The organism is Flavobacterium branchiarum (assembly GCF_030409845.1).
GTDB lineage: Bacteria > Bacteroidota > Bacteroidia > Flavobacteriales > Flavobacteriaceae > Flavobacterium > Flavobacterium branchiarum.
Genome location: NZ_JAUFQQ010000005.1, coordinates 1359925 through 1385644 on the forward strand (window position 1 = coordinate 1359925; position 25720 = coordinate 1385644).

23 protein-coding genes are annotated in these 25720 nt (G+C 33.2%); 18 read left to right on the plus strand and 5 right to left on the minus strand.

Annotation, left to right across the window (positions count from 1 at the left end):
• The first annotated feature begins 31 nt into the window (after nucleotides 1–31).
• From QWY99_RS17810 to QWY99_RS17820, 3 genes are all read left to right on the plus strand, one after another.
• Nucleotides 32–628 (plus strand): Crp/Fnr family transcriptional regulator, encoded by a 597-nt coding sequence (locus QWY99_RS17810; RefSeq protein WP_290267069.1) that lies wholly within the window; start codon nucleotides 32–34, stop codon nucleotides 626–628.
• A gap of 75 nt (nucleotides 629–703) precedes the next feature.
• Nucleotides 704–985 (plus strand): hypothetical protein, encoded by a 282-nt coding sequence (locus QWY99_RS17815; RefSeq protein WP_290267070.1) that lies wholly within the window; start codon nucleotides 704–706, stop codon nucleotides 983–985.
• A gap of 2 nt (nucleotides 986–987) precedes the next feature.
• On the plus strand, nucleotides 988–1377 hold the full coding sequence (locus QWY99_RS17820) for a group III truncated hemoglobin (RefSeq protein ID WP_290267071.1): 390 nt from the start codon (nucleotides 988–990) through the stop codon (nucleotides 1375–1377).
• Between the two features lie 206 nt (nucleotides 1378–1583).
• Here QWY99_RS17820 and QWY99_RS17825 read toward each other — a convergent pair whose 3' ends face one another.
• Nucleotides 1584–2216, minus strand: a complete 633-nt coding sequence (locus tag QWY99_RS17825; RefSeq protein ID WP_290267072.1) for a 4'-phosphopantetheinyl transferase family protein — start codon at nucleotides 2214–2216, stop codon at nucleotides 1584–1586.
• Between the two features lie 547 nt (nucleotides 2217–2763).
• On the opposite strand from QWY99_RS17825, the gene ahcY reads away from it, so the two are divergent.
• The 10 genes from ahcY (at nucleotide 2764) to QWY99_RS17875 (ending at nucleotide 12599) form a co-directional block, all read left to right on the plus strand.
• Complete coding sequence (ahcY, locus tag QWY99_RS17830) at nucleotides 2764–4080, plus strand: adenosylhomocysteinase (protein ID WP_290267073.1); 1317 nt, start codon at nucleotides 2764–2766, stop codon at nucleotides 4078–4080.
• Between the two features lie 714 nt (nucleotides 4081–4794).
• Nucleotides 4795–5205, plus strand: a complete 411-nt coding sequence (locus QWY99_RS17835) for a helix-turn-helix domain-containing protein (protein ID WP_290267074.1) — start codon at nucleotides 4795–4797, stop codon at nucleotides 5203–5205.
• A 324-nt stretch (nucleotides 5206–5529) separates the two neighbouring features.
• Nucleotides 5530–6165 carry a hypothetical protein gene (locus QWY99_RS17840; RefSeq protein WP_290267075.1) on the plus strand — a complete coding sequence of 212 codons (636 nt, stop codon included), beginning with the start codon at nucleotides 5530–5532 and terminating at the stop codon, nucleotides 6163–6165.
• Nucleotides 6166–6175: 10 nt separating this feature from the next.
• On the plus strand, nucleotides 6176–7267 hold the full coding sequence (locus QWY99_RS17845) for a WG repeat-containing protein (protein WP_290267076.1): 1092 nt from the start codon (nucleotides 6176–6178) through the stop codon (nucleotides 7265–7267).
• Nucleotides 7268–7292: 25 nt separating this feature from the next.
• Nucleotides 7293–7751, plus strand: coding sequence for a hypothetical protein (locus QWY99_RS17850; protein ID WP_290267077.1), 459 nt, complete (start codon nucleotides 7293–7295; stop codon nucleotides 7749–7751).
• 124 nt (nucleotides 7752–7875) lie between these two features.
• A complete protein-coding gene (locus QWY99_RS17855) occupies nucleotides 7876–8208 on the plus strand; it encodes a DMT family transporter (RefSeq protein WP_290267078.1) in 333 nt (110 codons plus the stop codon).
• A 42-nt stretch (nucleotides 8209–8250) separates the two neighbouring features.
• Nucleotides 8251–9204 carry a Fic family protein gene (locus QWY99_RS17860; RefSeq protein WP_290267079.1) on the plus strand — a complete coding sequence of 318 codons (954 nt, stop codon included), beginning with the start codon at nucleotides 8251–8253 and terminating at the stop codon, nucleotides 9202–9204.
• An 11-nt stretch (nucleotides 9205–9215) separates the two neighbouring features.
• Nucleotides 9216–9701 carry a GNAT family N-acetyltransferase gene (locus QWY99_RS17865; RefSeq protein ID WP_290267080.1) on the plus strand — a complete coding sequence of 162 codons (486 nt, stop codon included), beginning with the start codon at nucleotides 9216–9218 and terminating at the stop codon, nucleotides 9699–9701.
• A gap of 4 nt (nucleotides 9702–9705) precedes the next feature.
• A complete protein-coding gene (locus QWY99_RS17870; protein WP_290267081.1) occupies nucleotides 9706–10314 on the plus strand; it encodes an alpha-ketoglutarate-dependent dioxygenase AlkB family protein in 609 nt (202 codons plus the stop codon).
• Nucleotides 10315–10577: 263 nt separating this feature from the next.
• Complete coding sequence (locus QWY99_RS17875) at nucleotides 10578–12599, plus strand: DUF3857 domain-containing protein (protein WP_290267082.1); 2022 nt, start codon at nucleotides 10578–10580, stop codon at nucleotides 12597–12599.
• A gap of 151 nt (nucleotides 12600–12750) precedes the next feature.
• Here QWY99_RS17875 and QWY99_RS17880 read toward each other — a convergent pair whose 3' ends face one another.
• From QWY99_RS17880 to gldJ, 4 genes are all read right to left on the minus strand, one after another.
• Entirely contained in the window at nucleotides 12751–12903 is a 153-nt protein-coding gene (locus tag QWY99_RS17880) for a fibronectin type III-like domain-contianing protein (protein ID WP_290267083.1), read from the minus strand.
• Between the two features lie 158 nt (nucleotides 12904–13061).
• On the minus strand, nucleotides 13062–13898 hold the full coding sequence (locus QWY99_RS17885; RefSeq protein WP_290267084.1) for an endonuclease/exonuclease/phosphatase family protein: 837 nt from the start codon (nucleotides 13896–13898) through the stop codon (nucleotides 13062–13064).
• A gap of 74 nt (nucleotides 13899–13972) precedes the next feature.
• Nucleotides 13973–15256 (minus strand): UDP-N-acetylmuramoyl-tripeptide--D-alanyl-D-alanine ligase, encoded by a 1284-nt coding sequence (locus QWY99_RS17890; protein WP_290267085.1) that lies wholly within the window; start codon nucleotides 15254–15256, stop codon nucleotides 13973–13975.
• A gap of 65 nt (nucleotides 15257–15321) precedes the next feature.
• On the minus strand, nucleotides 15322–17007 hold the full coding sequence (gene gldJ, locus QWY99_RS17895) for a gliding motility lipoprotein GldJ (protein WP_290267086.1): 1686 nt from the start codon (nucleotides 17005–17007) through the stop codon (nucleotides 15322–15324).
• A 222-nt stretch (nucleotides 17008–17229) separates the two neighbouring features.
• On the opposite strand from gldJ, the gene porU reads away from it, so the two are divergent.
• The 5 genes from porU (at nucleotide 17230) to QWY99_RS17920 (ending at nucleotide 25638) form a co-directional block, all read left to right on the plus strand.
• Complete coding sequence (gene porU, locus QWY99_RS17900; RefSeq protein WP_290267087.1) at nucleotides 17230–21072, plus strand: type IX secretion system sortase PorU; 3843 nt, start codon at nucleotides 17230–17232, stop codon at nucleotides 21070–21072.
• A 35-nt stretch (nucleotides 21073–21107) separates the two neighbouring features.
• Nucleotides 21108–22277 carry a type IX secretion system outer membrane channel protein PorV gene (porV, locus tag QWY99_RS17905; protein WP_290267088.1) on the plus strand — a complete coding sequence of 390 codons (1170 nt, stop codon included), beginning with the start codon at nucleotides 21108–21110 and terminating at the stop codon, nucleotides 22275–22277.
• Between the two features lie 76 nt (nucleotides 22278–22353).
• Entirely contained in the window at nucleotides 22354–22836 is a 483-nt protein-coding gene (gene cdd / locus QWY99_RS17910) for a cytidine deaminase (protein ID WP_290267089.1), read from the plus strand.
• A 156-nt stretch (nucleotides 22837–22992) separates the two neighbouring features.
• Nucleotides 22993–23991: a pyruvate dehydrogenase (acetyl-transferring) E1 component subunit alpha gene (gene pdhA, locus QWY99_RS17915; protein WP_290267090.1), complete on the plus strand. Its 999-nt coding sequence runs from the start codon at nucleotides 22993–22995 to the stop codon at nucleotides 23989–23991.
• A gap of 6 nt (nucleotides 23992–23997) precedes the next feature.
• A complete protein-coding gene (locus QWY99_RS17920; RefSeq protein WP_290267091.1) occupies nucleotides 23998–25638 on the plus strand; it encodes a dihydrolipoamide acetyltransferase family protein in 1641 nt (546 codons plus the stop codon).
• Nucleotides 25639–25720: the final 82 nt, after the last annotated feature.

Here is a 25720-nt window from a genome sequence, read left to right on the forward strand (position 1 = left end):
ACTCGCTTTCACTAACCAAAGAAACAAATCTATGATTTCTACCGAATTGCTTGAAAAATATGGTGCAATACAAAAATCTTATACTAAAGCAACTTCTATTTTTAATGAAGGAAAATTGCCAACGCATTATTATCAAATTCTTTCGGGCGAAGTAAAAATGAATAATTACAATGATGACGGTCGGGAATTCATTCAAGGAATCTTTTACAAGAATCAATCTTTTGGTGAACCTCCTTTATTCTTAAATCAAAAATATCCTGCCAGTGCGGTGGTTGTAGAAGATGCCGAAATACTTTGTGTTTCTAAAGAAAACTTCATGAAACTACTCCATGAGAATCCAGCAATAAGTATTAAGATAATCGAAAATTTAGCACAACGTTTGTATTACAAATCGGTTATGGCAGCTGAGATATCGACTCACGAACCCGAACATCGTGTGTTGCGACTGATAGATTATGCGATTGCTAATTTTAATTTTAAGAAAGACTCCAACGGCTACCTTATCAATTTTACCAGACAACAAATTGGAGATTTATCTGGACTTCGGGTCGAAACGGTAATACGCGCTATAAAATCACTGGAGAAAAAAGGCGAATTAAAAATCATAAACCGAAAAGTATATCGATAATTATTTCTTTATGATTTGAGTCATAAATGCGTGCTGCATGATGAATGTAACTTTGCTATACTAAAATTATACATCATGACACTTTATAACTCAACATTCGAAAATTTCAACAAAAGTTACATCGGTTCTGCAACTATGGCAATAATTGGACAAAGCTGTCTTGGTGCCGCCGCGGCAATGTTTATTCTTGCCAATGGAACATCGGTAACACAAATGATTCAGCTTGCTATAATTGTATTTACCAATATTATTGCTAATACTTCTATTTTGGCACAAATGAGCCATAAAACGGTTTTCAACCTAATTATAACAAGCGTCTTTTTTAGTATCTTGTTCATTATTATAAATAACATTTAGTTATGAAAAAACAAATAGAAAACAGAGAAGACATTTCGCTTCTGGTAAACACTTTCTATACAAAAATAAGAGCCAATGATGAAATTGGCTTTTATTTTAATGATATGATTAAAGATTGGGACGAACATTTAGAGAAGCTAACTGATTTTTGGGAAACCAATGTATTTGGTGGCAAAATATACAACGGCAATCCCATCGAGGCGCATAATAAAGTCGACGATCATTTTAACCATCAGATTTCATCGCATGAATTTGGGATTTGGCTAAATATTTGGTTTGAAACGCTAGACGAACTTTTTGAAGGAGAACATGTAGATACTCTCAAACGAAGAGCTCGAAAAATGAGTACGTTTCTTTTTTTGAGTATGTTCGAAAACCGCTCGAAAAGCTAGGTATTTATTACGCTAAGATTCACAAAGAAATCGCTAAGACTCGCTAAAAGTTCTTAAAGTTGCGACTGAAAACTTCGACTGTAAAATTTTATTGCAAGTTTCACACTGCGACTGAAAACTTCGACTGCAAAATTTTGTTCCAAGTTTCACACTGCGACTGAAAACTGCGACTGCTTTTACCGCGACTGAAAACTGAATACTAAAACCTAATCCTCAAAAGCATAAACTAAAGTAAAGTTTTCAATTTCTTGGTAATAGACATTAAAGTCAATTATTAAATCATCAAAATGCAGGCTGGCTTGGGTTTTATTTTCATTTAAAGAGAACTGATTTACACGAATATGATCTTTAAAACTGATTCCTTTTTCGTTTCGGATTTTAAAGATAGCTTCTTTCGCTCCCCAAATCACAGTGAGTTTTTTTATGTATTCTTCTAATGCATCTGGATTTAGATATTCGAATTCTTTATCGACAAACTTATCGGCAATTCTCAGGATTTTTTCACGTTGCAATTCCATGTCGATTCCTACCGTTTCTGCGCTGATTATGATAGCTGCAAAATTATGCGAATGCGTAATCGAAATATAATTGTCGCAACTTAAATAAGGCTTTCCGAATTCGTCGTAATGCAAATCATGATCCGTAAATCCCATTTCCTGAAGCAGCATACGGACACTTAAAAAAGCACGCTGATGCATTTCAGATTTCATTCCGTTTAACCTCAGTTGTGTTTTTTCTTTTAAGACTACTTTATCAAGCAACTCTTCAAAAGATTCGGTTATCTTCCAAACTAATATTTTTGTTGTGGCATTAAATTGTATGGTTTGATGTAGAGGCATCTTTTTTAATTGCGATTTATGAGTTGTTAATTATGAATCGATTATGTTATTGAAAACACTAAAATATACATGTTGGGTGTAATTATTTCAACACATAGTTCCGATAGCTATCGGAACATAGGATTTAGCAAAGTCCAAAAAAGACGTTTCACTTAAAATAAATAACATAAGGCTATGCGAAAAAAAAATATTTTTCTTGAATATCCTTATAATTATGAGTTCTATTCCGATAGCTATCGGAACTATGTCTCTATGTGTTAAATATCATTTTTGCGAATTACACCAAACACCTTTAAATTATACTTTTCTTATTCTTACTATTAATATCGGTGCTATTTTCTAGCCCTGATGGTAACGGCATCCTATTGTGGCGGGGTTCGCCGCAATAGATATAGTGAACAGCAGGAAATGGCTTCGAATAAAAATCATTTGGCTAATGTTCAAAAGATTAAGCAATTAAACATTTCACAAATCTTTTAGAAATTAGTTAAATTATAAAGTTATTGCGTAAATTTGCAAAAAAATTACAATTACAAATATACTATAAATGAGTACTACAACTACGCCTTTTGTGGCTTTCAAAGTAAAAGACATTTCTCTAGCGGCTTGGGGAAGAAAAGAAATTGAACTAGCTGAAGCTGAAATGCCAGGTTTAATGGCACTTCGTTCTGAATATAAAGACGAACAACCTCTTAAAGGTGCTCGTATTGCTGGATGTCTACACATGACTATCCAAACTGCAGTTTTAATCGAAACTTTAATTGCTCTTGGTGCAGAGGTTACTTGGTCTTCTTGTAACATTTTCTCTACTCAAGATCAAGCTGCTGCTGCTATTGCTGCTGCTGGAATTCAGGTTTACGCTTGGAAAGGTCTAGATGAGCAATCATTTGACTGGTGTATTGAGCAAACTTTATTCTTTGGTGAAGACAGAAAACCATTGAACATGATTCTTGATGATGGTGGAGATTTAACTAACATGGTTATTGACCGTTTCCCAGAATTGGTTCCTGGAATCAAAGGTTTATCTGAAGAAACTACAACTGGTGTTCACAGACTTTACGAAAGAGTAAAAGCGGGAACTTTACCAATGCCTGCAATTAACATTAACGACTCGGTTACTAAATCTAAATTTGACAACAAATACGGTTGTAAAGAATCTGCTGTTGATGCTGTGCGTCGTGCAACTGATTTAATGCTTGCTGGAAAAAGAGTTATTGTTTGCGGATACGGTGATGTTGGAAAAGGAACTGCTGCTTCGTTTAGAGGTGCTGGATCTATTGTAACTGTTACTGAAATTGACCCAATTTGTGCGCTACAAGCTGCAATGGACGGTTATGAGGTTAAAAAATTAAACACTGTAATTGCTAATGCTGATATCATCATTACTACTACAGGAAACAAAGATATCGTTCTAGGAGAGCACTTTGAGCAAATGAAAGACAAAACTGTTGTTTGTAACATTGGTCACTTTGACAACGAAATTGATATGGCTTGGTTGAACAAAAACCACGGTGCATCAAAAATCGAAATCAAACCACAAGTTGACAAATATACTATTGCTGGAAAAGATATCATCATTCTTGCCGAAGGTCGTTTAGTTAACCTTGGTTGTGCTACAGGTCACCCAAGTTTTGTAATGAGTAACTCATTTACAAACCAAACTTTGGCTCAAATGGAATTATGGAATAACAGCGCTGCTTACAACAATGACGTTTATATGTTACCTAAACATTTAGATGAAAAAGTTGCTGCTTTGCACTTAGCTAAATTAGGAGTTGAATTGGAAACTTTACGTGACGATCAAGCTGCTTATATTGGTGTTCCTGTCGAAGGTCCATTCAAACCAGAATACTACAGATACTAGTCAATACTAGATTTATCTATTACATACTTAAAACCCGACAGAATTTAAAAACTGTCGGGTTTTGTTTTTAGTACAATTCCGGGAAGTAATTCCTTGATTATATTTTAACCCGTTTGCGTAATTATTTCAACACATAGAAAGATAGATTTAGCAAAGTCCAAAAAAGGCGTTTCACTTAAAATAAATCACATAAGCCTATGCGAAAAAAATATATTTTTCTTGAATCTTCTTTGATTACCAATTCTATTCCGATAGCTATCAGAACTATGTCTCTATGTGTTAAATACCATTTTTACGATCCAAACGAAGCCAATTAACGAAGTAATTACACCCAAAGAGCTAATCTTTACACATTATATATTCAAACTCCGAATCCTAAAATAATCAGGGCGTGCCACCATTTAAAAAATGCCCCAATATACTTTGCCTTCATTGGTGCATTTCTTAAATACTGTCGGGCTATCCGCGCTACTTTGGTAGCTAGCTCCTATCCCTCACGCGAGCTACACTTTACGCAACTCATCCTGAAATAAATTTACCTATTTATACTTGGTCTCAAAACAGAAATATATTTTAAAAACCGTACTTTTGTTTTACATTATATAAGATACAAACCCGCAGAGTGTTTTAAAACCTGTAAAATGTATCTTACAAAAAAATCATGTTTTTTACCGAAATCAATTTTCGTTTAAGAATATTAAATATCTTTGAATTATGAGCACACAAACAAAACCAAATCATATAGGACGAAAAATAAGCCGTATTCGTGAACTAAAAGACATGAAACAAGAAGCTTTAGCACAGGCAATGGGAACAAACCAGCAAGCTATTTCTATAATCGAAAACAGTGAAGTCATAGATGAAGATAAATTAATTCAAGTTGCAAAAGCGCTGGGCGTAAGCGTAGAAGCAATTAAGAATTTTTCGGACGAAGCTGTGTTTTCTTATTTCACTAATTTTTACGACAATAGTAATCAACAGGGTGCTTATTTTGGACAACACGGAACAAATCAGAATCAATGCACTTTCAATCCGCTTGATAAAGTAGTTGAACTTTACGAGCGCTTGGTTCAAGCCGAAAAAGATAAAGTCGAATATTTAGAAAAAATAATAAAGGATAAATAATCTTTAATCCTTTGGGCGTAAATTAGAACGCGGATAAAACAGATTTGCTCCGCAAAAACGCGGATTTATATAAATAATCTAAAAAAATCCGTGTAAATCCGCGACTTCGTGATAACGAATCCGTCTAATCCGCGTTAAATAGTATCGTTTTTTTAATTACCCTCAACTGGTTAATCTTACACATCATATATTCAAACCCGACAGATTTTAAAAACCTGTCGGGTTTTCTGTTTTTAACACGATTGCAAAAACTAAATTGCAGATTATATTTATATATTAGCTAAGAAACTGTCGGTAATTAAACCGATAACTACAAAATAAAACATGATTTCTACAAAAGATTTTAGATTACTACCCGATAAAAAAACATTACAAAACAGATGCAAAGCAATTGCTGTTCTAGATGCAATTATTTGTCAAGAATGGGAATATCGTTATTATTTATATAATTCTAAATGGGCCGAAGATGAAGAGTATTTCGCAATGAGAGATGGATCTGGCGATTTAATGGATATTCTTTTTCTTGAAAACCATTCTGTAATTAGCGGTTTTGCACACGAGTTTCAGCATAATCAAAAAAGTGATTTAACTACAAATCTACCCGAAATTTACAATCAGTTTATTTTTGATGAACCTGTTGCCACAAACGGAACAACATTTTGTTTATGGACAAATGAAACCAATAATTGGGAAGTTGGAACGATTAACGATTTCAACGATAATTCGGAAGAATTACTAGCTATTTTTGATGGAAATCCTCAAACTTATATTGATTGGGCAAGTGAATACTTTGAAGAATCCTATAAAGAAACAGGAATTCCATTAAAAACGGTAACCGAAATTTATCAAGGTAAAACACTAACCAAAGAAATGGTTTTATCTATTGTTGACGCAATTGAGGATTGGGAATTACTAGAAGACGATTTAAAAGAGATAAACTACGAATACAACTTTCAATAGACAAGCAACTATGAAAAACATTCTTCTCTATATATTCCTCTTTATAAACTGTACGTTATATGCACAAGACAAAGACATTTGGTTTTCTTTCCCCAACAAAGACACCACTCTTATTGGATATAAAGATAAAACTGGCGCCATTAAAATAGAACCAACGTTTATGGGCTTTACAGCTGCTAATAAATTTGATGGCATTATTGCAGTTACCAAAGAAGCAAATAATAGTTGGAAAAATTATTACCTAACTAAATCTGGAAAAATAGTTGGTCGAGATAGTTTGTATGTTTTTGACAATGGTTCTGATTGTGAAAACGAAGGCTTCATTCGTTTTACAGATCCAAAAACCGACAAAATGGGAATCTTTAATAGTAATGGCGAAATTGTAATTCCTGCAGAATATAACAGCTTAACTAAAGTACATAACGGAATGGCTACTGTACTGAAAGGTGCCGAAAAGGCTAATGACACTCATGGAGGTGATTGCAATCATTTTGGCTGGACTGGTGGCAAACAATATCTTATTGATACCAACAATACGGTTTTGATTAACGATTTTAAATATAGTGATGAACTGAATTTTTATTCTTTACAGAAATCTAAAGAGCCAAGTAAAGATCCAACAAGAGACAATTTCTTAGGAGTAGATGGACAATATTATTCGTTTATAAATTATGACAAAGAGTTTAAGTCTTTCCTAAAAGACAACTTACTCAAAGATTTATCTCAAAACAATTTAGTAAAACATTCTAACGAAGAAATCTTTTATTGGAAAGAACCAAATGGTTGGATTAGTGAACCGAATACAGCATTTATAGAACGTAATTATAAGCTAATAAAAAGCAAACTAGCAGCACTTAAATCGGCTAGTTGTGATTATACCATTTTTAATGAAAGTTTAAATCAATTTATTTATGATGGTACGAAATACGAGAATTATTTTGACAATTGTAATCAAGCCAAAGAATGGATTTATCCAGTAAAAAACATTGTTGTTTCGCATCGAGATAAAAAAGACATGACTCAAGATCATTTTGAATTTTTAAGAACCGAAAATGGTTATAAATTAATAAGTGTGACAATACGAAAAGGAGAACTTAAATAGTTTTTGTACTAAATCGCAATTAATTATGGAGAAGGAAGATTTTAAGATTAATCTAAAAAAAGCTCTTGATGGACTTATCGATTTCACTCAAGAAATGGTGACAAACAAACTACCGCATGAATATAAGTTTATAATCAAAACCAATTGTTCTTACGATGGTAATGAATTAACGGCCGATGAAGAAGTTTATCCTGATGATAAAATCGACGAAACCAGTTTTATTAATCCTGCTACTGAATCGACTGTAATTGATTATTTATGGCGAAATGGCAAAGTCCCACAATGGATTAATGTTCAAGTTAGTAGTTGCGATTCTAATTTTAGCTACATAACATTAGAATGTTGCGGAAGATTTTCGGCTACTTTAAATCACAAGGATGGTCCTTTTCGTGCATTAGGTCCCAACATCCCTTATCGTTATTACGATCCAAATTCCGAAGAACTCCTTCAGAAAGTTGATTTAAATGAAATAAAACAATCTTAGATTATGTGGTACGACAACTATTCGTTTTTATAAAAACAAACCCTTGAAAACAAGAAAAAGAATAAATAAAACTAATTCTTCTTTTCACTTAAATACAAATCTTAACTTTGTAAAAAACGTGAATATGAAAAACTTTTTATTCTTAGCTGTCGCTATAATCTTTGAAATCATTGCAACCTCTGCACTAAAAAAATCTGAAGAGTTTACTAAACTAATTCCAAGTATCATTACGATTGTAGGTTACTTTGGAGCATTTTATTTTTTGAGTTTTGCAATTAGAACTATTCCAATAGGAATTGCTTATGCAATTTGGTCTGGTGTTGGTATTGTTTTAATTACAATAATTGGCGCCGTGTTTTTCAAACAGATTCCCGATTTACCAGCAATTATCGGATTGGCATTAATACTAATTGGTGTTATTGTAATTAATGTTTTCTCGCAAACTACTGCTCATTAATTTAAAAAAACAGTATTTTTGATAGTATCAAATGATACTATCATGAAACCTCCTTACGATATAACACCAACTATTTTACAACTTGTAAGTTCTATATCTGTAAAGATTGGCGAGATAAATGCAACCTTTTTAAACAAGCAATCGCCACAACTCAGAAAACAAAACCGTATAAAAACGATACATTCTTCATTACAAATTGAAGGGAATACTTTATCAGAAGAACAAATAACAGCCTTAGTAGAAAACAAGCGAATCATTGGCCCCGAAAAAGACGTTCTTGAAGTTCTAAATGCAATAAAAGTATATGAAAACTTAGAGCAATATGAATTTGCATCTAACAAAAGCTTCCTAAAAGCACATTCGGAATTAATGAAGGGTCTGATCAAAAATTCAGGAAAATATCGAAATCAAAGCGTTGGAATAGTTAAAGGTACAAAAGTGGAACATATAGCACCGCCACATCAAAATGTTCCGTATTTAATGAATGATTTATTTGAATCTCTAAAAGATAAAAATGAATTAACGCTAATCAAAAGTTGTGTTTTTCATTATGAAATGGAATTTATTCATCCTTTTTTAGATGGAAATGGAAGAATGGGAAGATTGTGGCAGACATTAATTCTAACCGCAGAATATCCAGTTTTTGAATTTTTACCTTTTGAAACTTTAATAAGCCAAACACAAGAAAACTATTATCAAGCACTTGCATTAAGCGATAAATCAGGAAAATCAACAATTTTTATAGAATATATGCTTAATGTAATTAATAAATCTCTAGAAGGTTTACTTAATTATAATAACAGAACATTAAAAGATATAGACCGATTGGATTATTTTTTAATGCTAGGTCTAAAAGAATTTAGCCGAAAAGACTATATGAATATTTTTAAAGATATTTCTTCGGCTACAGCCAGCAGAGACTTAAAAAAAGGTGTAGAACTAAAATTATTTACCATCGAAGGAAGTCAGAATAAAGCAAAGTATATACTACTATAAAATTTAAAAGAATGATTTTCAGAACAGCCACTCTTTCAGACTTAAAAGAAATGCAAGAATTGTTTATCGATACAATTAAAAACGTTTGTCAGAAAGATTATAATCCCAAGCAAATTGAGGTTTGGACCTCAGGCGCAAGCAATACAGAACGTTGGATTAACGTTATTAACACTCAGTTTGTTTTATTAGCAATTATCGAAAATAAAATTGTGGGTTACGGTACTTTGAAAGACGGTAATTATATTGATTTCTTTTACGTTCATAAAGACTTTCAGCGACAAGGAATCGCAGATAAAATTTTATCCAAACTAGAAATCGAAGCTAAAAAATCAAATTCAAAAATAATAACTTCGGATATCAGCATAACGGCTAAACCATTTTTTGAAAAGAAAGGTTTTATTGTAATCAAAGAACAAAGAATAGAAAAATTAGGAGTAGAACTCATTAATTATAAAATGCAGAAAGCTGTTTTAGCCGAAACCAAATATCAAAAATAGAAGAATGGACTTATTTAATCCTCAAATAAACGAAGACACTAATTTATTACCCAAAGATGGAACTGTAAATTATTATGGTAGGTTATTCTCTCGTGAGCAAGCGAATTACTATCGTGATATTTTATTAGATACTATCGACTGGAAAAATGATGAAGCTATTATTTTTGGAAAATTGATAATCACCCAAAGAAAAGTAGCTTGGTACGGTGATTCTAGCTTTGAGTACTCCTACTCTAATACTACAAAAAAAGCACTTGCGTGGACTCCAGAATTATTGGAATTAAAAGCTTTTGTAGAAGAGAAAACTGGAGAAACATTTAATTCCTGCTTACTTAATTTATACCATTCTGGCGACGAAGGAATGGCGTGGCATAGCGATGCCGAAAAAGATTTAAAGAAAAATGGAGCTATTGCTTCGGTTAGTTTTGGTGCTGAGCGAAAATTTGCTTTCAAGCACAAAGAGACCAAAGAGATTATTTCTTTGATTTTAGAACACGGAAGTTTGTTGGTAATGAAAGATACAACTCAAACGCATTGGCTCCACCGTTTACCTCCAACAAAAACTACATCAAAACCAAGAGTTAATCTAACTTTTAGATCTATTGTTGCATAAATTTCATGTTATTTTTACTTTTCAAATCCATCGATTTTGAAAGACAAACTCAATGGCATTGATTCTATAACTTTTATAAGATTATCAATTATCTCATCATCGTATCCACATTTATTTAAAATTGGATAGAAAACCTTACTGGATAAAGCTTTTCATTCAAACAATTGAATTTTACTCAATTATAAAGAGTAGGAAATACTTATAAATTTCATATTTTTGCAATTAACAAAAAATAAGATTTTACTTAGATAATGGATGCTAATATGGAAAACCTAATTCAGTTAGAACACTACAAAATTCAAAAACCCCAACATTGGGCAACCGATATAAATGATAACCAACTTATTGACCTAATAAAGGAGTCAGATTTTTCTAATAAGCAAATAGAAGAAGGGCGAGATTATTGCTTTTTTTTGGATAAAATATATTATACAAATGAAAATGAAAGCAGTGAATATGCCTGCTTAGCTTATACTCTTAATGAGCCTGCCAATCTTGAACGAGCATCTGTAACAGACGTTGTTGTAGAAGAAAATGAAACTTACATTATTCATAGAATAAGTGTTTTACGCGAAGGGGTTTTAATAGACAAAATTGCTGACACCAAAATTAAAGTTCTGGATAGTGAAAACCAGAGTAGCGGTGGTATTTTGAATAGTAATAAAAAAATTAATATTACGATCAAAGATCTTCGCCTGTACGATGTTTTAATCATGGAAGATTCTCGAGTAAAGATTTTCACAGAACGCGATTTCTTACGCAAAGAGTTCTCTAAATTTGTTTGGATTAGTCCTGATACTTATTGGGCTTATGGGAATTATAAATTCACTTTTATTAATGATCGTGAGAAAACCATTTCATACAAAAAAACTTATTTTAGAGATGAAGAAGGAAATCTATTGGAGCCAGAAATCATCCATCTAAAAAAAGGCGAAAGATATACGATTGAGAAGGAAAATTATATAAATACTGTTGACATAAATAGAGAGCTGTCTCCTTTTATTGATTTTGCAACTCATAACAATTGGATCGATTTATCTAATTATATCTATCCTATATATGAAGAAATTTATAACAAATCATCTTTAGTAGATTTTGCACCAAACTTAGTAGAGAAATTAGATGCAATAACTGATAAAGGAGAGCAATTACAGTTTGCTATAGATTATGTTCAAAATCATGTTTATTACGTTTATAATGCTCATGAAATGAACGGTCATAAACCACAAGAACCTTCTGTTACTTATGAGAACAAGCAAGGAGATTGTAAAGCAAAATCTGTTTTATTAAAAGTAATTTTAGATTATATTGGTGTTGATTCTTCGATAGTTTTAGTCAATTTTAATACTGATTATTACATTAAATATTATTTGCCATCCCTTCTTACTTTCAATCATGTAATTGTTAAAATCAATTATAATGGAGAGACTTATTTTATTGATGCTACTATTCGTGATGAATTTGGTTTAATTGAAAATCGTGGTTTTATCTTTTTTAGACATTATCTAGAAATAAAACCAAATCAAGAATTACAAGTAAGAAAACCTCATAAATTCCCTTATTACTGTATAGATGAAAAAGTAGAATTCAATGCAAAGAACACTACTGGAGATTTAAAACTAACAACTACTTATAAAGGAAATCGTGCCAATAGCATGCGTAGGTATTTTAAGAATACTAACAAAAGAGAGGTGATTGACAGTTGGAATAATTTCTTGTTTTATACACTGAACTATAATAATGACAGAAACGGAACTGATATTAGAAATATTTTTACCGATGCCGCTATTGAGATTATTAGTGATGATAAAAAACTAAATGAATTCACCATTCAATACAATGCAACTATCGAGAATCCGTATTTCGTAGACGATCAAAAGAATCGTTTTATGATGTATTTTGACCGAAACATGGTTAAAGAAAATGCAAGAGATTTTATGCACAAGGACTTTCCTTTCTGGCATAATTTTGATAATGAGAAATATGAAATCAACGTTTATACGGATCAAAAAATAGATACTCAAGAAAAATACACAATTCAAGAGTGTACTATTAACAATCCTTATTTTGATTATGTAACACGCAAAAAAATTACTAAAAATGGTGGAACTGTATATGTAGATTACAAACCATTGGTTAACTTAGAAATCCCTGAAAAAGATTACGAAGAATTCAGATCTGCTCATCATACCATTGCAGATAGTAATACTGGTCTTGGAATTGATATTGTAGAAGAAGGACTTATAAATAACTTGAAATTTAATTTCAAAAAAATATTTAAATAAGCATCGTTGCTATTATTAAAAAAAAAAAGGGGTTTTAAAAACCCCTTTTTTTTTATCCGATAAATTCTTATTCTAATTCAAAATTCGATTTCAAACGAATATCCGCAGATGATGAATCTATCATCAATTCAAAATCTCCAGGCTCAGAACCCTACTCTATTTTATCATTGTAGAAAGATAATTTTTCATTACCAATTGTAAACTGAATTGTTTTGGTTTCTCCTGCATTTAATTTCACTTTCTGAAAATCTTTAAGTTCTAAAACTGGTCTTACAACAGATCCGAACTTATCTTTTAAATACAATTGAACTACTTCTTCTCCAGCAACTTTTCCAGCATTCTTTAGCTGAAAAGAAACATTAATTTGATATTGCTTTTTATAATTTATTGATCTCTCACGATACTGCCTTTATTTGGCAAAACCCAAAACCTTAAATAGCTTGAAGCTTATAAAAGCATGGCTTAATAAATTTCAATTAAGACAGGAAAATGATCAGATGGATATTTTAAATCTACAGAATCACTTAAAACAGCGTGTTTCTTTACTTTTAAACTGTTGTTCTTCGAAATAAATATATAATCTAATAATAGCGTAACTGGTTTATCATGTTTAAAATCACTAAAAGTTCCTGATGGGCCAAATGGCTTTTCTTCTGAAATATCACGAGTATCGTTCATTATTTTTTTTAAAGAGATAATACGTTCTGTGTCTGGCTCTGAATTAAAATCTCCCATAAGAAAAACAGGATATCCCTTAGTGTTTACAGCTTTCATTTTAGAAAGAATAAGCTCTAATCCTTTTGTTCTAGCTTCTTCGCCAATGTGATCAAGATGCGTATTAAAAACCCAAAATACTTTTTTAGTCTTTAAATCTTTAAAAAGTGCATACGTACAAACTCTGTTGTAAGCAGCATCCCAACCTTTTGAGATTACATCTGGAGTTTCTGAAAGCCAAAATGTATTGGATTGTTGCACTAAAAACCTATCTTTTTTATAGAATATAGAAGATGATTCGCCTTTACCTTCTCCTTCACGAGCGGTACCTATATGAGTATAAGAAGGTAATGCCGAAGCAATATCATTTACTTGATTTGGCATTGCTTCTTGCACTCCAAATACATCAGGAGCATAAAATTGTATTTGTGATGTAAAAAAATCTTTACGGTTAGGCCATGCATTTTCTCCGTCTGAAGCAACATCTAAACGGATATTGTATGTCATTATTTTTAAATTTTGACCATAAGTCCCACAAAGGGACAAAAACAACACTAGGACAACTAATTTGTTTATTCTTTTCATAATTAAGGTTTTTAATGAGTATTTAAACCAAAAATCCATCTGTATAGATGGATTTTTGCTGTATTTATAACGTTTTAAATATAATTTAATGTTCTTTCTAGCGCCATTCCTCGTGAACCTTTAATAAGCATTGTCTGTTCATTAAAAGTTATAATTTTTAAATAAGCGACGAATGAATCAAACGAATCAAAGAAATGTAAATTCTCTTTTTCAATTTTATGTTTATAAAACGAAGGACCTATAAAATAGCAATTCGTTTTGCTTTCATTTAATAATGATGTCACAATAATTTTATGCTCTTGCTCACTTTCAGAACCAAGCTCAAACATATCCCCCAGAATCATAACTTTATTTTGCTTCTCTAATTGGATAAAATTTTCGATAGCAACCGCCATACTACTTGGGTTTGCATTATACGCATCAAGAATAATTTCGTTTGTTCCCTTAATCAATAATTGTGAGCGATTGTTTTCCGGAATATAACTTTCTAAAGCTCCCTTAATAGCCAAATCTTCAATCTTAAAGTATTTCCCTATTGCTACCGCAGCACTTATGTTATTAGCGTTGTAAAGCCCTATCAAATGTGAAGTAATAGTTTGGTCATCGAAACCTAAAACTACAAAAGGATTAGCTGTAATGGTACTTATAACAACATCTGCATTGGCTTTTTTATGTCCAAATGTAAAACTCTTTATTGCACTAGTTTTCTCAACCTGAATTGCATCATCAAGGTTAACAAAAGCAATTTTATTATTTGCAGAAAGATATTTATACAATTCGCTTTTTCCTTCTATTACTCCTTCTATTCCACCAAATCCTTCAAGGTGCGCTTTACCAAAATTAGTCACATATCCAAAATCAGGTTGTGCCAATTCGCACAAAAATTCAATTTCCTTTTTATGATTAGCTCCCATTTCCACAATACCAATTTCGGTATCTTTAGTAAACGATAACAACGTTAATGGAACACCTATATGGTTGTTTAAATTTCCAACTGTAGCTTTGGTTTTGTACTTTTTAGAAAGCACAACATTTATTAGCTCTTTGGTAGTTGTTTTACCATTACTTCCCGTTAAGGCAATAATAGGCAATTGCAAATAAGCTCGGTGAAATTTTGCCAGCTCCTGTAAAGCAATCAAACTATCCTCAACCAAAATTGTTCTTTGATCGATAAAGTAAGATGCATTATCAATTATTACAAATAGAGCTCCTTTTTGCAAAGCCTCATCTGCAAATGTATTGGCATCAAAATTATCTCCTTTTATAGCAAAAAACATTGAGTTTAATGCTATTTTACGGGTATCAGTCGAAACTGATTGACATTGTAAAAATAAATTATGAATGTGAGCAATATCCATTTTAAAACAGATTTAAAACAATAAAAGCCCTAATCAAAGGGCTTTTATTACTATTATTAAATTTCTTAATTTCTAGGTGATTTTCTTTTTTCAGATTTTGGTCCTACTCTTGACATTGCACATCTGAAACCAATGTAATCAGTTGCCATATCTTGAGGGAAATATCTTCTTTGAGCTGGATCTAACCAATATGCTCTATCTCTCCAAGAACCTCCTTTGTAAACTCTAACATTATCATTTACTAAAGTCGTTCTTTTGCTAGACTTATCGTATTTTCTAACCATGTTACCTAAACTATCTGTTGTTACATTATGTTTAGGAGAATTGTACATCGCTTGTTTTGCTTTTTCTGCTGCAGTTTCCTCACCAGATCCACCAAAATCATAATACTTAGTAGATTGTTTATCTCCATCTCTATAGTTGATGTTATCGCTTGTAGAGAAGTTTTGTCTTAAATAAGTTTCTTGCTCATCAACTGGTACTTGTGCAATATCTCCAGGGAAATTTCTTGCAACAATTTTACCATTACTTAATGTATCGTATTTGATAGTTTCTTTAGTAACGATTTCTACTTTACCATCTTTACCAATTTTGTTCTTAGCATAAAGGTTACCTCTAAAGTAGTTAAAGTCATTTGCTTCATTATCAATAAGAGGTCTGTAAACATCGGCAACCCACTCGGCTACGTTTCCAGCCATATCATACAAACCAAAATCATTTGCAGGATATTTTTTAACTTCGTTTGTGATATCTGCACCGTCATCAGACCATCCAGCTATACCACCGTAATCTCCATTTCCTTGTTTAAAGTTAGCCAATTGATCTCCTCTTGTTGCTCTTTTTGCAGAACGAGTATAATCTCCAGACCAAGGGTATTTCTTTTGACCTTTATAGATATTGTATTCTCTTTGTCCAACATCAGCAGCAGCAGCATATTCCCACTCAGCCTCTGTAGGCAATCTATATTCTGGTAAGATAATTCCAGAAGAACGCTGTGCATAAACATTTTTAGGCTCCTCAGCAGTTTCTCCTTTTTTAGCTCTTTTTACTTTTTTACCTTCTTTTAAAACAATTTCATCGTTTCCACCAAATGTAGATGTAGGTGCAATTAAATATGTTTCTGTATTAAAGTTGCTTTCAGCGTTTACATCATCTGTTTTAGCCCCTTTCTTAAGGTATCCTTTTTTCTCAAGAATTGCTTCGTTTACACGGTTTGTTCTCCATTTACTAAATTCAACTGCTTGAATCCAGTTTACACCAACTACTGGGTAGTTTGCATATGCAGGATGTCTTAAGTAGTTATTAGTCATTGTTTCGTTGTAACCTAAACGATTTCTCCAAACCAAAGTATCTGGTGAAGCTCCTTCATATATATGTTTGTAGTTATCTTCTGTAGGTGGAAATACTTTTTTCAACCATTCAAGATATTCTAAGTACATCATATTTGTTACCTCAGTCTCATCCATATAGAAAGACTGAACGTGTTGTTGTGTCGGTGTATTATTCCAATCATGCATAACATCATCTTGAACTTTACCCATGGTAAATGTTCCTCCTTCTACAAAAACTAATCCTGGTCCTGCTTGTTGTTTTTTATTAGAAACGTTTTGTGCTGTTCCGTTAATACTCTTAACGTCCCAACCCGTAGCTCTTGATGCACTTGAGCTAGATTTTTTACTACAGCTAGCCATTCCCAGAACTAATGTCATAGATAACATTAACTGTAAGGCCATAATTTTGTTTACTTTCATACTCTTTAGTAGGTAATAATTTAGGTGTTGCAATATAATAATTAAAATTAATTCGCAACATCAATTATAAAAACAATTATAAATATTTCATGTACCTGATTGTTATCAGATCATCTTTCATTATTCGAACGCAAAAATATACTTTTTATTATTTACTATAACACTAAATATTATATTTTTACTAACTATAATATAACAATATTATTATCGTTAAAATAAACAATGAAGAACACACTACTAACTTTTTTTATCTTACTATATATCAATTCTTTTGCACAAACAAAAGAAGACATCACTTTAAATTGGCTTGACAAAAAAGATATGTATTTTGGTGACTTTAAAGTAAATGCCCCTCTATTTTCGGGCAACAACTATCATTTGAACTCCGACACAAGGACTATTTCATACACTTTAAACCTTACACAATCTAATTATTCCGAAAGCAGTACAGTTCAGTTATCAAATATAATCTACGAAACAATTTCAGAAAATCAACTTGGTGATTTAATCCTAAAAAACGTACCTAAAAAACCCAATGAATCATTGATAATTTCTTCTGCAAGAGGAATAAACCAAGCCTTACTAACTTTATCCCCAATAATTAATGATGGAAATGGATACAAAAGAATAAAATCCTTTACCTATAATATAATAACAAATTCTCAAGACAATACTTCATCAAGAAAAGCATTAGCCCGAAAGAATACAGCCATATCCAATTCAGTATTAGCATCCGGAGATTGGTATAGATTTTACATTGAAAAATCAGGAGTGTACAAAATATCAAAAAGCTTCTTACAAAGCTTAAACTCGGACTTAATAAAGACCAATCCTAAAAAGATAAAAATATACGGTAACGGAGGGAGAATGCTTCCCTTATCTAATGCAACCTACTACCCAAACGACCTAACAGAAAATGCAATTCAAATTATAGGCGAAAATGACGGAAGCTTTGACAATGACGACTATATTTTATTTTACGCCGAGGGTACAGACACTTGGAACAACGAAAGCAGAACCTCTAATAACTTATACGACAACAAATCGTACTACTATATAACAACTCAAGGAGGAGACGGGAAAAGAATTTCACAAATGCAATTCCCAACAGGAAGTAGCACAATAAACATATCAACATTTGACGATCACAAGCACCACGAAAAAGACCTTGTAAATATCACACATTTAGGACGTGAATGGTACGGCGAAGCATTTGAAATTAACAATGAACAAGAATTTGACTTTAACTTTCCAAATATTGACATTTCAACACCTGTCAAAATACAAGTTAAAACAGCATCTGCTTCCTTTACAACCACCTCTTTCAAAATCACAGCAAACCAACAAGAAATAGAAAACACTAATTTTAGCGCACTAACCGCAAATTCCGAAATTAAATTCTACACCGATTCCATTCGCTCAAACAAAACATTTACTGGAACCGAAAACATAAAAATAAAACTTAACTACAACAACGGTGGTATCCCAGGCTCTAAAGGATACTTAGACCGAATTAGTCTAATTGCAAAAAGAAAACTACAAGGTTACGGGAAACAGTTTCTTTTTCAATATGACCTCGCAGATTCAACTCCCGGAATCGCAAGTTACAACCTAACGAACACAACTGGAATTAATCAAATCTGGGACATTACAGACCTATATAATATAACAACTCTTGAAAACCAAAACCAAAGCACAATCAGCTTTAAAGCACAACTAGGCGAAGTACGAAAATATATAGCCTTGGATCCTTCTGATTATTACACTCCATTTAAAGAAAACAAGACTAAAATTTCAAATCAAAATTTAAAAGGAACATTATTAAAGAACAACCAAGGTACTTTTCAAGACATTGATTATGCCATCATCACCCCTTCCTTTTTATCAAATCAAGCCGAAAAACTAGCTGCTTTTCATAGATCTCACTCTAATTTAAATGTAAAAGTAATTACTACAGAATCTATCTACCAAGAATTTTCATCTGGAAAACAAGACATAGCCGCGATTCGAAATTGCATTAAATACATTTACGACAATGCATCTTCTTCTGAAAAAAGAATTAAATATGTCAATCTTTTTGGCGATGCATCTTACGATTACAAAGACCGAACCAACAATAACGGAAATATTGTACCTATATATCTCTCACTAAGAAGTAACACTTCGGGAGAAGCTTCATTTGCATCTGATGATTTTTATGGACTAATGGATAATAATGAAGGAAACATAACTTCTTTCTACGGAGGAATAGACATCGCAGTTGGAAGAATGCTTGTTAATGACGCAAGACAAGCAAGCGAAATGGTTAATAAAGTACTCGAATACCACGATATAAAATCATTCGGGAACTGGAAAAATAATTTCGTATTAATAGCAGACGACTCCGACAAAGCATCTGATGCTACATTACAAAGTCGTCAAAATAAATTAGCAGATGTTATCACTGCCGAAAAGCCATTCTTTAATGTAGACAAAATACTTCTAGATTCTTACGTAGAAGAAGCTTCATCTGGAGGAGCAAGATATCCTAAAGCAAGAACCGATTTATTTGAAGCATTCGAAAAAGGAGCTCTCGTTTTTAATTACCTCGGTCATGGAGGCGAAGATGGCTTAGCAGGAGAACGAATTTGGGGAAAATCAGACGGACAAAACCTAAACAATCAATACAAATATCCTTTATTCATAACAATCACTTGTGAATTCTCAAGATTTGATGACCCCACTAGACCAACCGCAGGAGAATACACCTACTGGAACCCAAAAGGTGGGGCCATCGCAATGCTGACTACCACGAGATCAATCGGACAGTTTAGTGCCGAAAACTTCAATGACATCTTATCTAAAAACTTATTGTCATACGGATCGAATCAATACAATACCATTTCGGAATCATTACGTATATCCAAAAACAGTAACCCAAGTTCATCTAGCAATGTCATTGTATACATTGGAGACCCAGCCTTAATGCTCGCAATTCCAAAACCTAAAATAAACTTAACAAAAGTAAACGATGTTATTATTTCCCAACCAATTGACGATTTTAAATCACTTGCAAAAATTAAATTATCAGGTGAAATAACAGATGAAAACAACAATTTACTAACGAATTATAACGGAGAATTAACAACCGCTATATTCGATAAAACAATCACAGCTTCGACTCTAAACAACAATGGATTTAGCCCCGCAATGCAATTCAACACTCTAGGGGAAACTATTTTTAGAGGAAGTGCCTCAATAACAAATGGGCTATTCGAATTTAGCTTTGTCGTACCAAGAGATATTAGAATTCCGTTGGGAAATGGAAAAATTAGCTTTTATGCAAAAAAACAACAGCTTCTTGAGAACCAAACAGGCTACAACACTACAGTAAAAATAGGTGGAATAAATGAAAATGCACCCAAAGACAATAATAGTCCCAAAGTTCAGTTATATATGAATGATGAAACATTTGTATCAGGAGGGGTTACAAATGAATCACCTTTTTTACTTGCAAACCTTGAAGATGAAAATGGAATAAATACAGCAAGTGGAATCGGACATGATATAGTTGCAATTCTAGATGGAGACGTCAGTAATCCTTACATATTAAACGATTACTACCAAACCAAGCTAGATGATTACACACATGGAACATTACGCTTTCCATTTCGTAATCTAGCAACAGGACTACACACTGTTTCAGTTACAGCATGGGATGTTTACAACAATCCCGTAACCACTGAGATTCAATTTGTAGTATCGGGAGATGATTCAATTACATTAACACATGTTTTAAATTACCCGAATCCGTTCACAACCTATACTGAGTTTTGGTTTTCACACAACAAACCCTACGAACCCTTAGAGGTTCAAGTACAAGTAATGACAATTACAGGGAAAATTGTTTGGACAAAAAATCAAATCATAACTACCGAAGGCTTTTTATCTCGGGATATAACTTGGAACGGAAGAGACGATTTTGGAGATCGAATTGGTAAAGGAGTTTATATCTATAAACTTACAGTCAAATCGAACACAACAAATAAAAAGGCAGAAAAATTCGAAAAACTTGTCATACTTTAATTAAATATTATATTTGTTTACTATTAAAAACTTAGATGAAAAAAACTACCCTCATTTTAATTTGCCTTTTTACAACTATTTTAGCAAAGGCACAAGAAAGAACCATTACAACCGCAGTTCCTTTTTTACTAGTAGCTGCCGACGCTAGAGCAGCTGGTATGGCCGACCAAGGAGTCGCCACTTCTGCAGATGCTTTTTCTCAACAATGGAATCCCGCGAAGTATGCCTTCTCAGAAGACAAACAAGGATTCTCTGTTAGTTACACTCCATACCTTACCGATTTAGTAAATGATGTCTCTTTAGGACAAATTACCTATTTCAACAAAATAAACGACCGTAATGCATTTGCTGCGAGTTTTCGTTATTTTGGTTTTGGAGATATTGAATTACGAGAAACAGATAGCCAACAAGAAGTTCCAAGAATTGTATCTCCAAATGAATTTGCTCTTGACGGATCTTACACCCTAAAACTAAGTGAAAAATTCTCAATGGCAGTAGCTGGAAGATACATCCGTTCCAATCTAAAAATCGCTTCAGAAAACATAGATGCATCTCCAGCAAGTTCATTCGCAGTTGATGTTGCCGGTTTCTATCAGTCTGAAGAAATTGCTTATAACGATTTTAACGGAAGATGGAGAGGTGGTTTCAATATTCAAAACATTGGCCCAAAAATTAAATATGACAATGACGAATTCAATGCTAATTTTTTACCTGCTAATCTAAAAGTAGGAGGAGGATTTGATTTCATCTTAGACGATTATAATAAAATTGGTATAGGTGTAGAATTTAGTAAACTACTAGTACCAACACCTCAAAACCCAGATTTAAACGGAGACGGTACAACCACAAAAGAAGAAATAAACCAAAACAGAGAAAACTACCGATCAATCGGTTGGGTACCTGGTATTTTCAAATCGTTTGGCGATGCTCCAGGCGGATTTAGTGAAGAATTAAAAGAGATCACTTATAGCATTGGTGCAGAATACATGTACCAAGATTCATTTGCATTTCGCGCTGGTTATTTTCATGAAAGCCCAGAAAAAGGAGCAAGAAAATTCTTTTCTTTAGGAGCTGGATTCAAGTACAACGTTGTTAAAGTAGATGTTTCATACCTATTTTCAACATCAAACGTAAAAAATCCATTAGAAAACACACTTCGTTTCTCTCTAACGTTTAACTTTGGCGAAAAATACGAAGTATATTAATACCGAATAACAAATAAAAACATAACAATCCAAATTTCAACTTATTGAAATTTGGATTTTTTTTCCTAAATATATAATGAAAGAAATATCTATTACAACCCAGTTTTCAGTTTTTGAATCTATCGAAGAACTTTCAAAAGACATTCAAGACTTAATGAACGAAGCAATTGCTATTCGCAAAAAAGCCTATGCTCCATATTCAAAATTTAGAGTTGGTGCAGCATTACTTTTAGACAATGGTAAAATTGTTTTAGGTTCAAATCAAGAAAACGCAGCCTATCCTTCAGGTCTTTGTGCTGAACGAGTAGCGATTTTTCATGCGGGAGCAATTTACCCAGAAGCTAAAATTTTAAAAATCGCAATTTCAGCTGCTTCAGATACAAACCAGACAAAAGCCCCTATTCCACCATGTGGCTCTTGCAGACAATCAATTGCAGAATATGAAATAAAACAAGAGACTCCAATAGAAATTTATTTCATGGGCGAAATTGGCGCAGTTTACCAATCGGCATCACTAAAAAACTTACTTCCTTTTATGTTTGATAAAAAGTTCTTGTAAAAAAAGCCAAATAGTAGCGTTTAAATTTTAGTTCTAAGTAGGAATGTCTTATTTTTGCATCCCGACCCATTCGGGCGCAAATTTGTGGGAGGAAACTATTTTGCGCTATAGGCAACAATTGATAACAGAAACACTTTAGCAAAAGAAAGAATTCAGATGAAAGAAGTTACAAAAGAGGTATATTTAAAGTGGTATGAAGACATGCTACTTTGGAGAAAGTTTGAAGACAAACTAGCAGCATTGTACATCCAACAAAAAGTAAGAGGATTTCTTCACCTATACAATGGTCAAGAAGCAGTACTTGCTGGTGCATTGCATGTCATGGATTTGACAAAAGATAAAATGATAACTGCTTACAGAAATCACGTACAACCAATTGGTATGGGTGTTGACCCAAAACGTGTAATGGCTGAACTTTTAGGAAAAGCAACAGGAACATCTAAAGGAATGGGTGGTTCTATGCACATTTTCTCAAAAGAACACCGTTTTTACGGAGGTCACGGAATCGTAGGTGGACAAATTCCTGTAGGAGCTGGTTTAGCTTTTGCAGATAAATATTTTGAAACAGGTGGTGTAACTATGACTTATTTTGGTGATGGTGCAGCAAGACAAGGTTCTCTTCACGAAGCTTTCAACATGGCTATGCTATGGAAACTTCCAGTTGTATTTATTGTTGAAAACAACGGATATGCAATGGGAACTTCAGTTGAAAGAACTGCAAACCATACTGATATTTGGAAACTTGGTTTAGGTTACGAAATGCCTTGTGGACCAGTTGACGGAATGAACCCAGTGAAAGTTGCAGAAGCAATGTACGAAGCTGTTGAAAGAGCTCGTCGTGGTGATGGACCAACATTCTTAGAAATGAAAACATACCGTTACAGAGGACACTCAATGTCTGATGCACAATTATATCGTTCTAAAGAAGAAGTAGAAGAATACAAAAAAATTGACCCAATTACACAAGTTCTTGACGTAATTGTTGATCAAAAATTTGCTACAGAAGAAGAAATTGAAGCTATTGACCAAAGAGTAAAAGACTTGGTAGAAGAATGTGTGAAATTTGCTGAAGAATCTCCATATCCAGACTTACAACAACTTTATGATGTGGTATACGCACAAGAAAACTACCCATTTACACCTCATAAACTATAAAATATTATGGCGATAAAAGTAACAATGCCTCGTTTGAGCGATACTATGACGGAAGGAACGGTAGCAACTTGGCTTAAAAAAGTAGGAGACAAAATTAGCGAAGGTGATATCCTTGCTGAAATTGAAACTGACAAAGCAACAATGGAATTTGAGTCTTTCAACGAAGGAACTCTTTTATATATAGGAATACCAGCTGGAGAAACTGCTCCTGTTGATAGTTTATTAGCTATCATAGGAGAAGAAGGCGAAGATGTTACGGCATTAATCGCTGGAGGAGATGCTCCTGCTACTGAAGCTCCAAAAGCTGAAGCTGCACCAGCTGCAACTACAGAAGCTGTTGCTCCTGCAAAAACTGCAACTGAATTACCAAAAGGTGTTGTTGTAGTTACTATGCCTCGTTTAAGTGACACTATGACCGAAGGTACAGTTGCGACTTGGTTGAAAAAAGTTGGAGATGCTGTTGCTGAAGGCGATATTCTTGCTGAAATCGAAACAGATAAAGCAACAATGGAATTTGAGTCTTTTAACGAAGGAACATTATTATACATTGGAATACAAGAAGGAAACACAGCTCCTGTTGATAGTTTATTAGCTATCATTGGACCTGCTGGAACTGACATTTCTGGTATTGCCGAAAACTATACTGCTGGAGGAACTGCTCCTGCAAAAGCAACAGAAGAAACTAAAACTGTCCCTGCTCAAGAAACAGCAGAAACAGTTGAAGTAGTTAGCGATGGAAAAAGAATTTTAGCTTCTCCATTAGCTAAGAAAATTGCTTCGGATAAAGGAATACAACTATCACAAGTAAAAGGAACTGGTGAAAACGGACGTATCGTAAAAAGCGATATCGAAAACTTCACACCTGCAACTGCCGCTACTACTGCTCCTGCACAACCAGCCGCAACTACTGCTAAAGCTCCAGAAGCTACTGTAGCTACTCCAAAAGTTTTTGTTCCTGCTGGTGAAGTTTTCACCGAAGAGATCAAAAATTCGCAAATGCGAAAAATTATTGCAAAACGTTTAGCAGAATCATTGTTTACAGCTCCACACTATAACTTAGTGATCGAAGTAAGCATGGATGAAGCAATGCAATCAAGAGCTACAATAAATAGCGTTCCAGATACTAAAGTATCATTTAACGATATGGTAATTAAAGCTTGTGCTTTAGCATTGAAAAAACACCCGAAAATTAACTCACAGTGGAAAGAGGATGCTATCATCATCAACCACCATGTAAATATTGGTGTTGCAGTAGCTGTTGAAGACGGATTAGTAGTACCTGTATTGAAATTCACAGATGCTATGAGCTTATCTCAAATTGGTGCTAGCGTTAGAGATCTTGCTGGAAGAGCTAAGAACAAAAAACTTGGACCACAAGAAATGGAAGGAAGTACTTTTACAGTTTCTAACCTTGGAATGTTTGGTATTACAGAATTCAATTCTATTATAAACCAACCAAACTCAGCAATTTTATCAGTAGGTGCAATTGTAGAGAAACCAGTAGTTAAAAATGGTCAAATTGTAGTAGGAAACACAATGATGTTATCATTAGCTTGTGACCACAGAACAATTGATGGTGCAACAGGTGCTCAATTCTTACAGACATTGAAACAATACATCGAAAGCCCAGTTACAATGTTGGCATAATTTTGCCAACCTGAGCGAAATCGAAGGTTATATTTATTAAAAATCCCATTTTGAACTTTCAAAATGGGATTTTTTTATTTAA

Coding starts and splice junctions, on each gene's coding strand:
- QWY99_RS17810 (WP_290267069.1), top strand. CDS start 32: ATGATTTCTACCGAATTGCTTGAAAAATATGGTGCAATACAAAAATCT.
- QWY99_RS17815 (WP_290267070.1), top strand. CDS start 704: ATGACACTTTATAACTCAACATTCGAAAATTTCAACAAAAGTTACATC.
- QWY99_RS17820 (WP_290267071.1), top strand. CDS start 988: ATGAAAAAACAAATAGAAAACAGAGAAGACATTTCGCTTCTGGTAAAC.
- QWY99_RS17825 (WP_290267072.1), bottom strand. CDS start 2,216: ATGCCTCTACATCAAACCATACAATTTAATGCCACAACAAAAATATTA.
- ahcY (WP_290267073.1), top strand. CDS start 2,764: ATGAGTACTACAACTACGCCTTTTGTGGCTTTCAAAGTAAAAGACATT.
- QWY99_RS17835 (WP_290267074.1), top strand. CDS start 4,795: ATGAGCACACAAACAAAACCAAATCATATAGGACGAAAAATAAGCCGT.
- QWY99_RS17840 (WP_290267075.1), top strand. CDS start 5,530: ATGATTTCTACAAAAGATTTTAGATTACTACCCGATAAAAAAACATTA.
- QWY99_RS17845 (WP_290267076.1), top strand. CDS start 6,176: ATGAAAAACATTCTTCTCTATATATTCCTCTTTATAAACTGTACGTTA.
- QWY99_RS17850 (WP_290267077.1), top strand. CDS start 7,293: ATGGAGAAGGAAGATTTTAAGATTAATCTAAAAAAAGCTCTTGATGGA.
- QWY99_RS17855 (WP_290267078.1), top strand. CDS start 7,876: ATGAAAAACTTTTTATTCTTAGCTGTCGCTATAATCTTTGAAATCATT.
- QWY99_RS17860 (WP_290267079.1), top strand. CDS start 8,251: ATGAAACCTCCTTACGATATAACACCAACTATTTTACAACTTGTAAGT.
- QWY99_RS17865 (WP_290267080.1), top strand. CDS start 9,216: ATGATTTTCAGAACAGCCACTCTTTCAGACTTAAAAGAAATGCAAGAA.
- QWY99_RS17870 (WP_290267081.1), top strand. CDS start 9,706: ATGGACTTATTTAATCCTCAAATAAACGAAGACACTAATTTATTACCC.
- QWY99_RS17875 (WP_290267082.1), top strand. CDS start 10,578: ATGGAAAACCTAATTCAGTTAGAACACTACAAAATTCAAAAACCCCAA.
- QWY99_RS17885 (WP_290267084.1), bottom strand. CDS start 13,898: ATGAAAAGAATAAACAAATTAGTTGTCCTAGTGTTGTTTTTGTCCCTT.
- QWY99_RS17890 (WP_290267085.1), bottom strand. CDS start 15,256: ATGGATATTGCTCACATTCATAATTTATTTTTACAATGTCAATCAGTT.
- gldJ (WP_290267086.1), bottom strand. CDS start 17,007: ATGAAAGTAAACAAAATTATGGCCTTACAGTTAATGTTATCTATGACA.
- porU (WP_290267087.1), top strand. CDS start 17,230: ATGAAGAACACACTACTAACTTTTTTTATCTTACTATATATCAATTCT.
- porV (WP_290267088.1), top strand. CDS start 21,108: ATGAAAAAAACTACCCTCATTTTAATTTGCCTTTTTACAACTATTTTA.
- cdd (WP_290267089.1), top strand. CDS start 22,354: ATGAAAGAAATATCTATTACAACCCAGTTTTCAGTTTTTGAATCTATC.
- pdhA (WP_290267090.1), top strand. CDS start 22,993: ATGAAAGAAGTTACAAAAGAGGTATATTTAAAGTGGTATGAAGACATG.
- QWY99_RS17920 (WP_290267091.1), top strand. CDS start 23,998: ATGGCGATAAAAGTAACAATGCCTCGTTTGAGCGATACTATGACGGAA.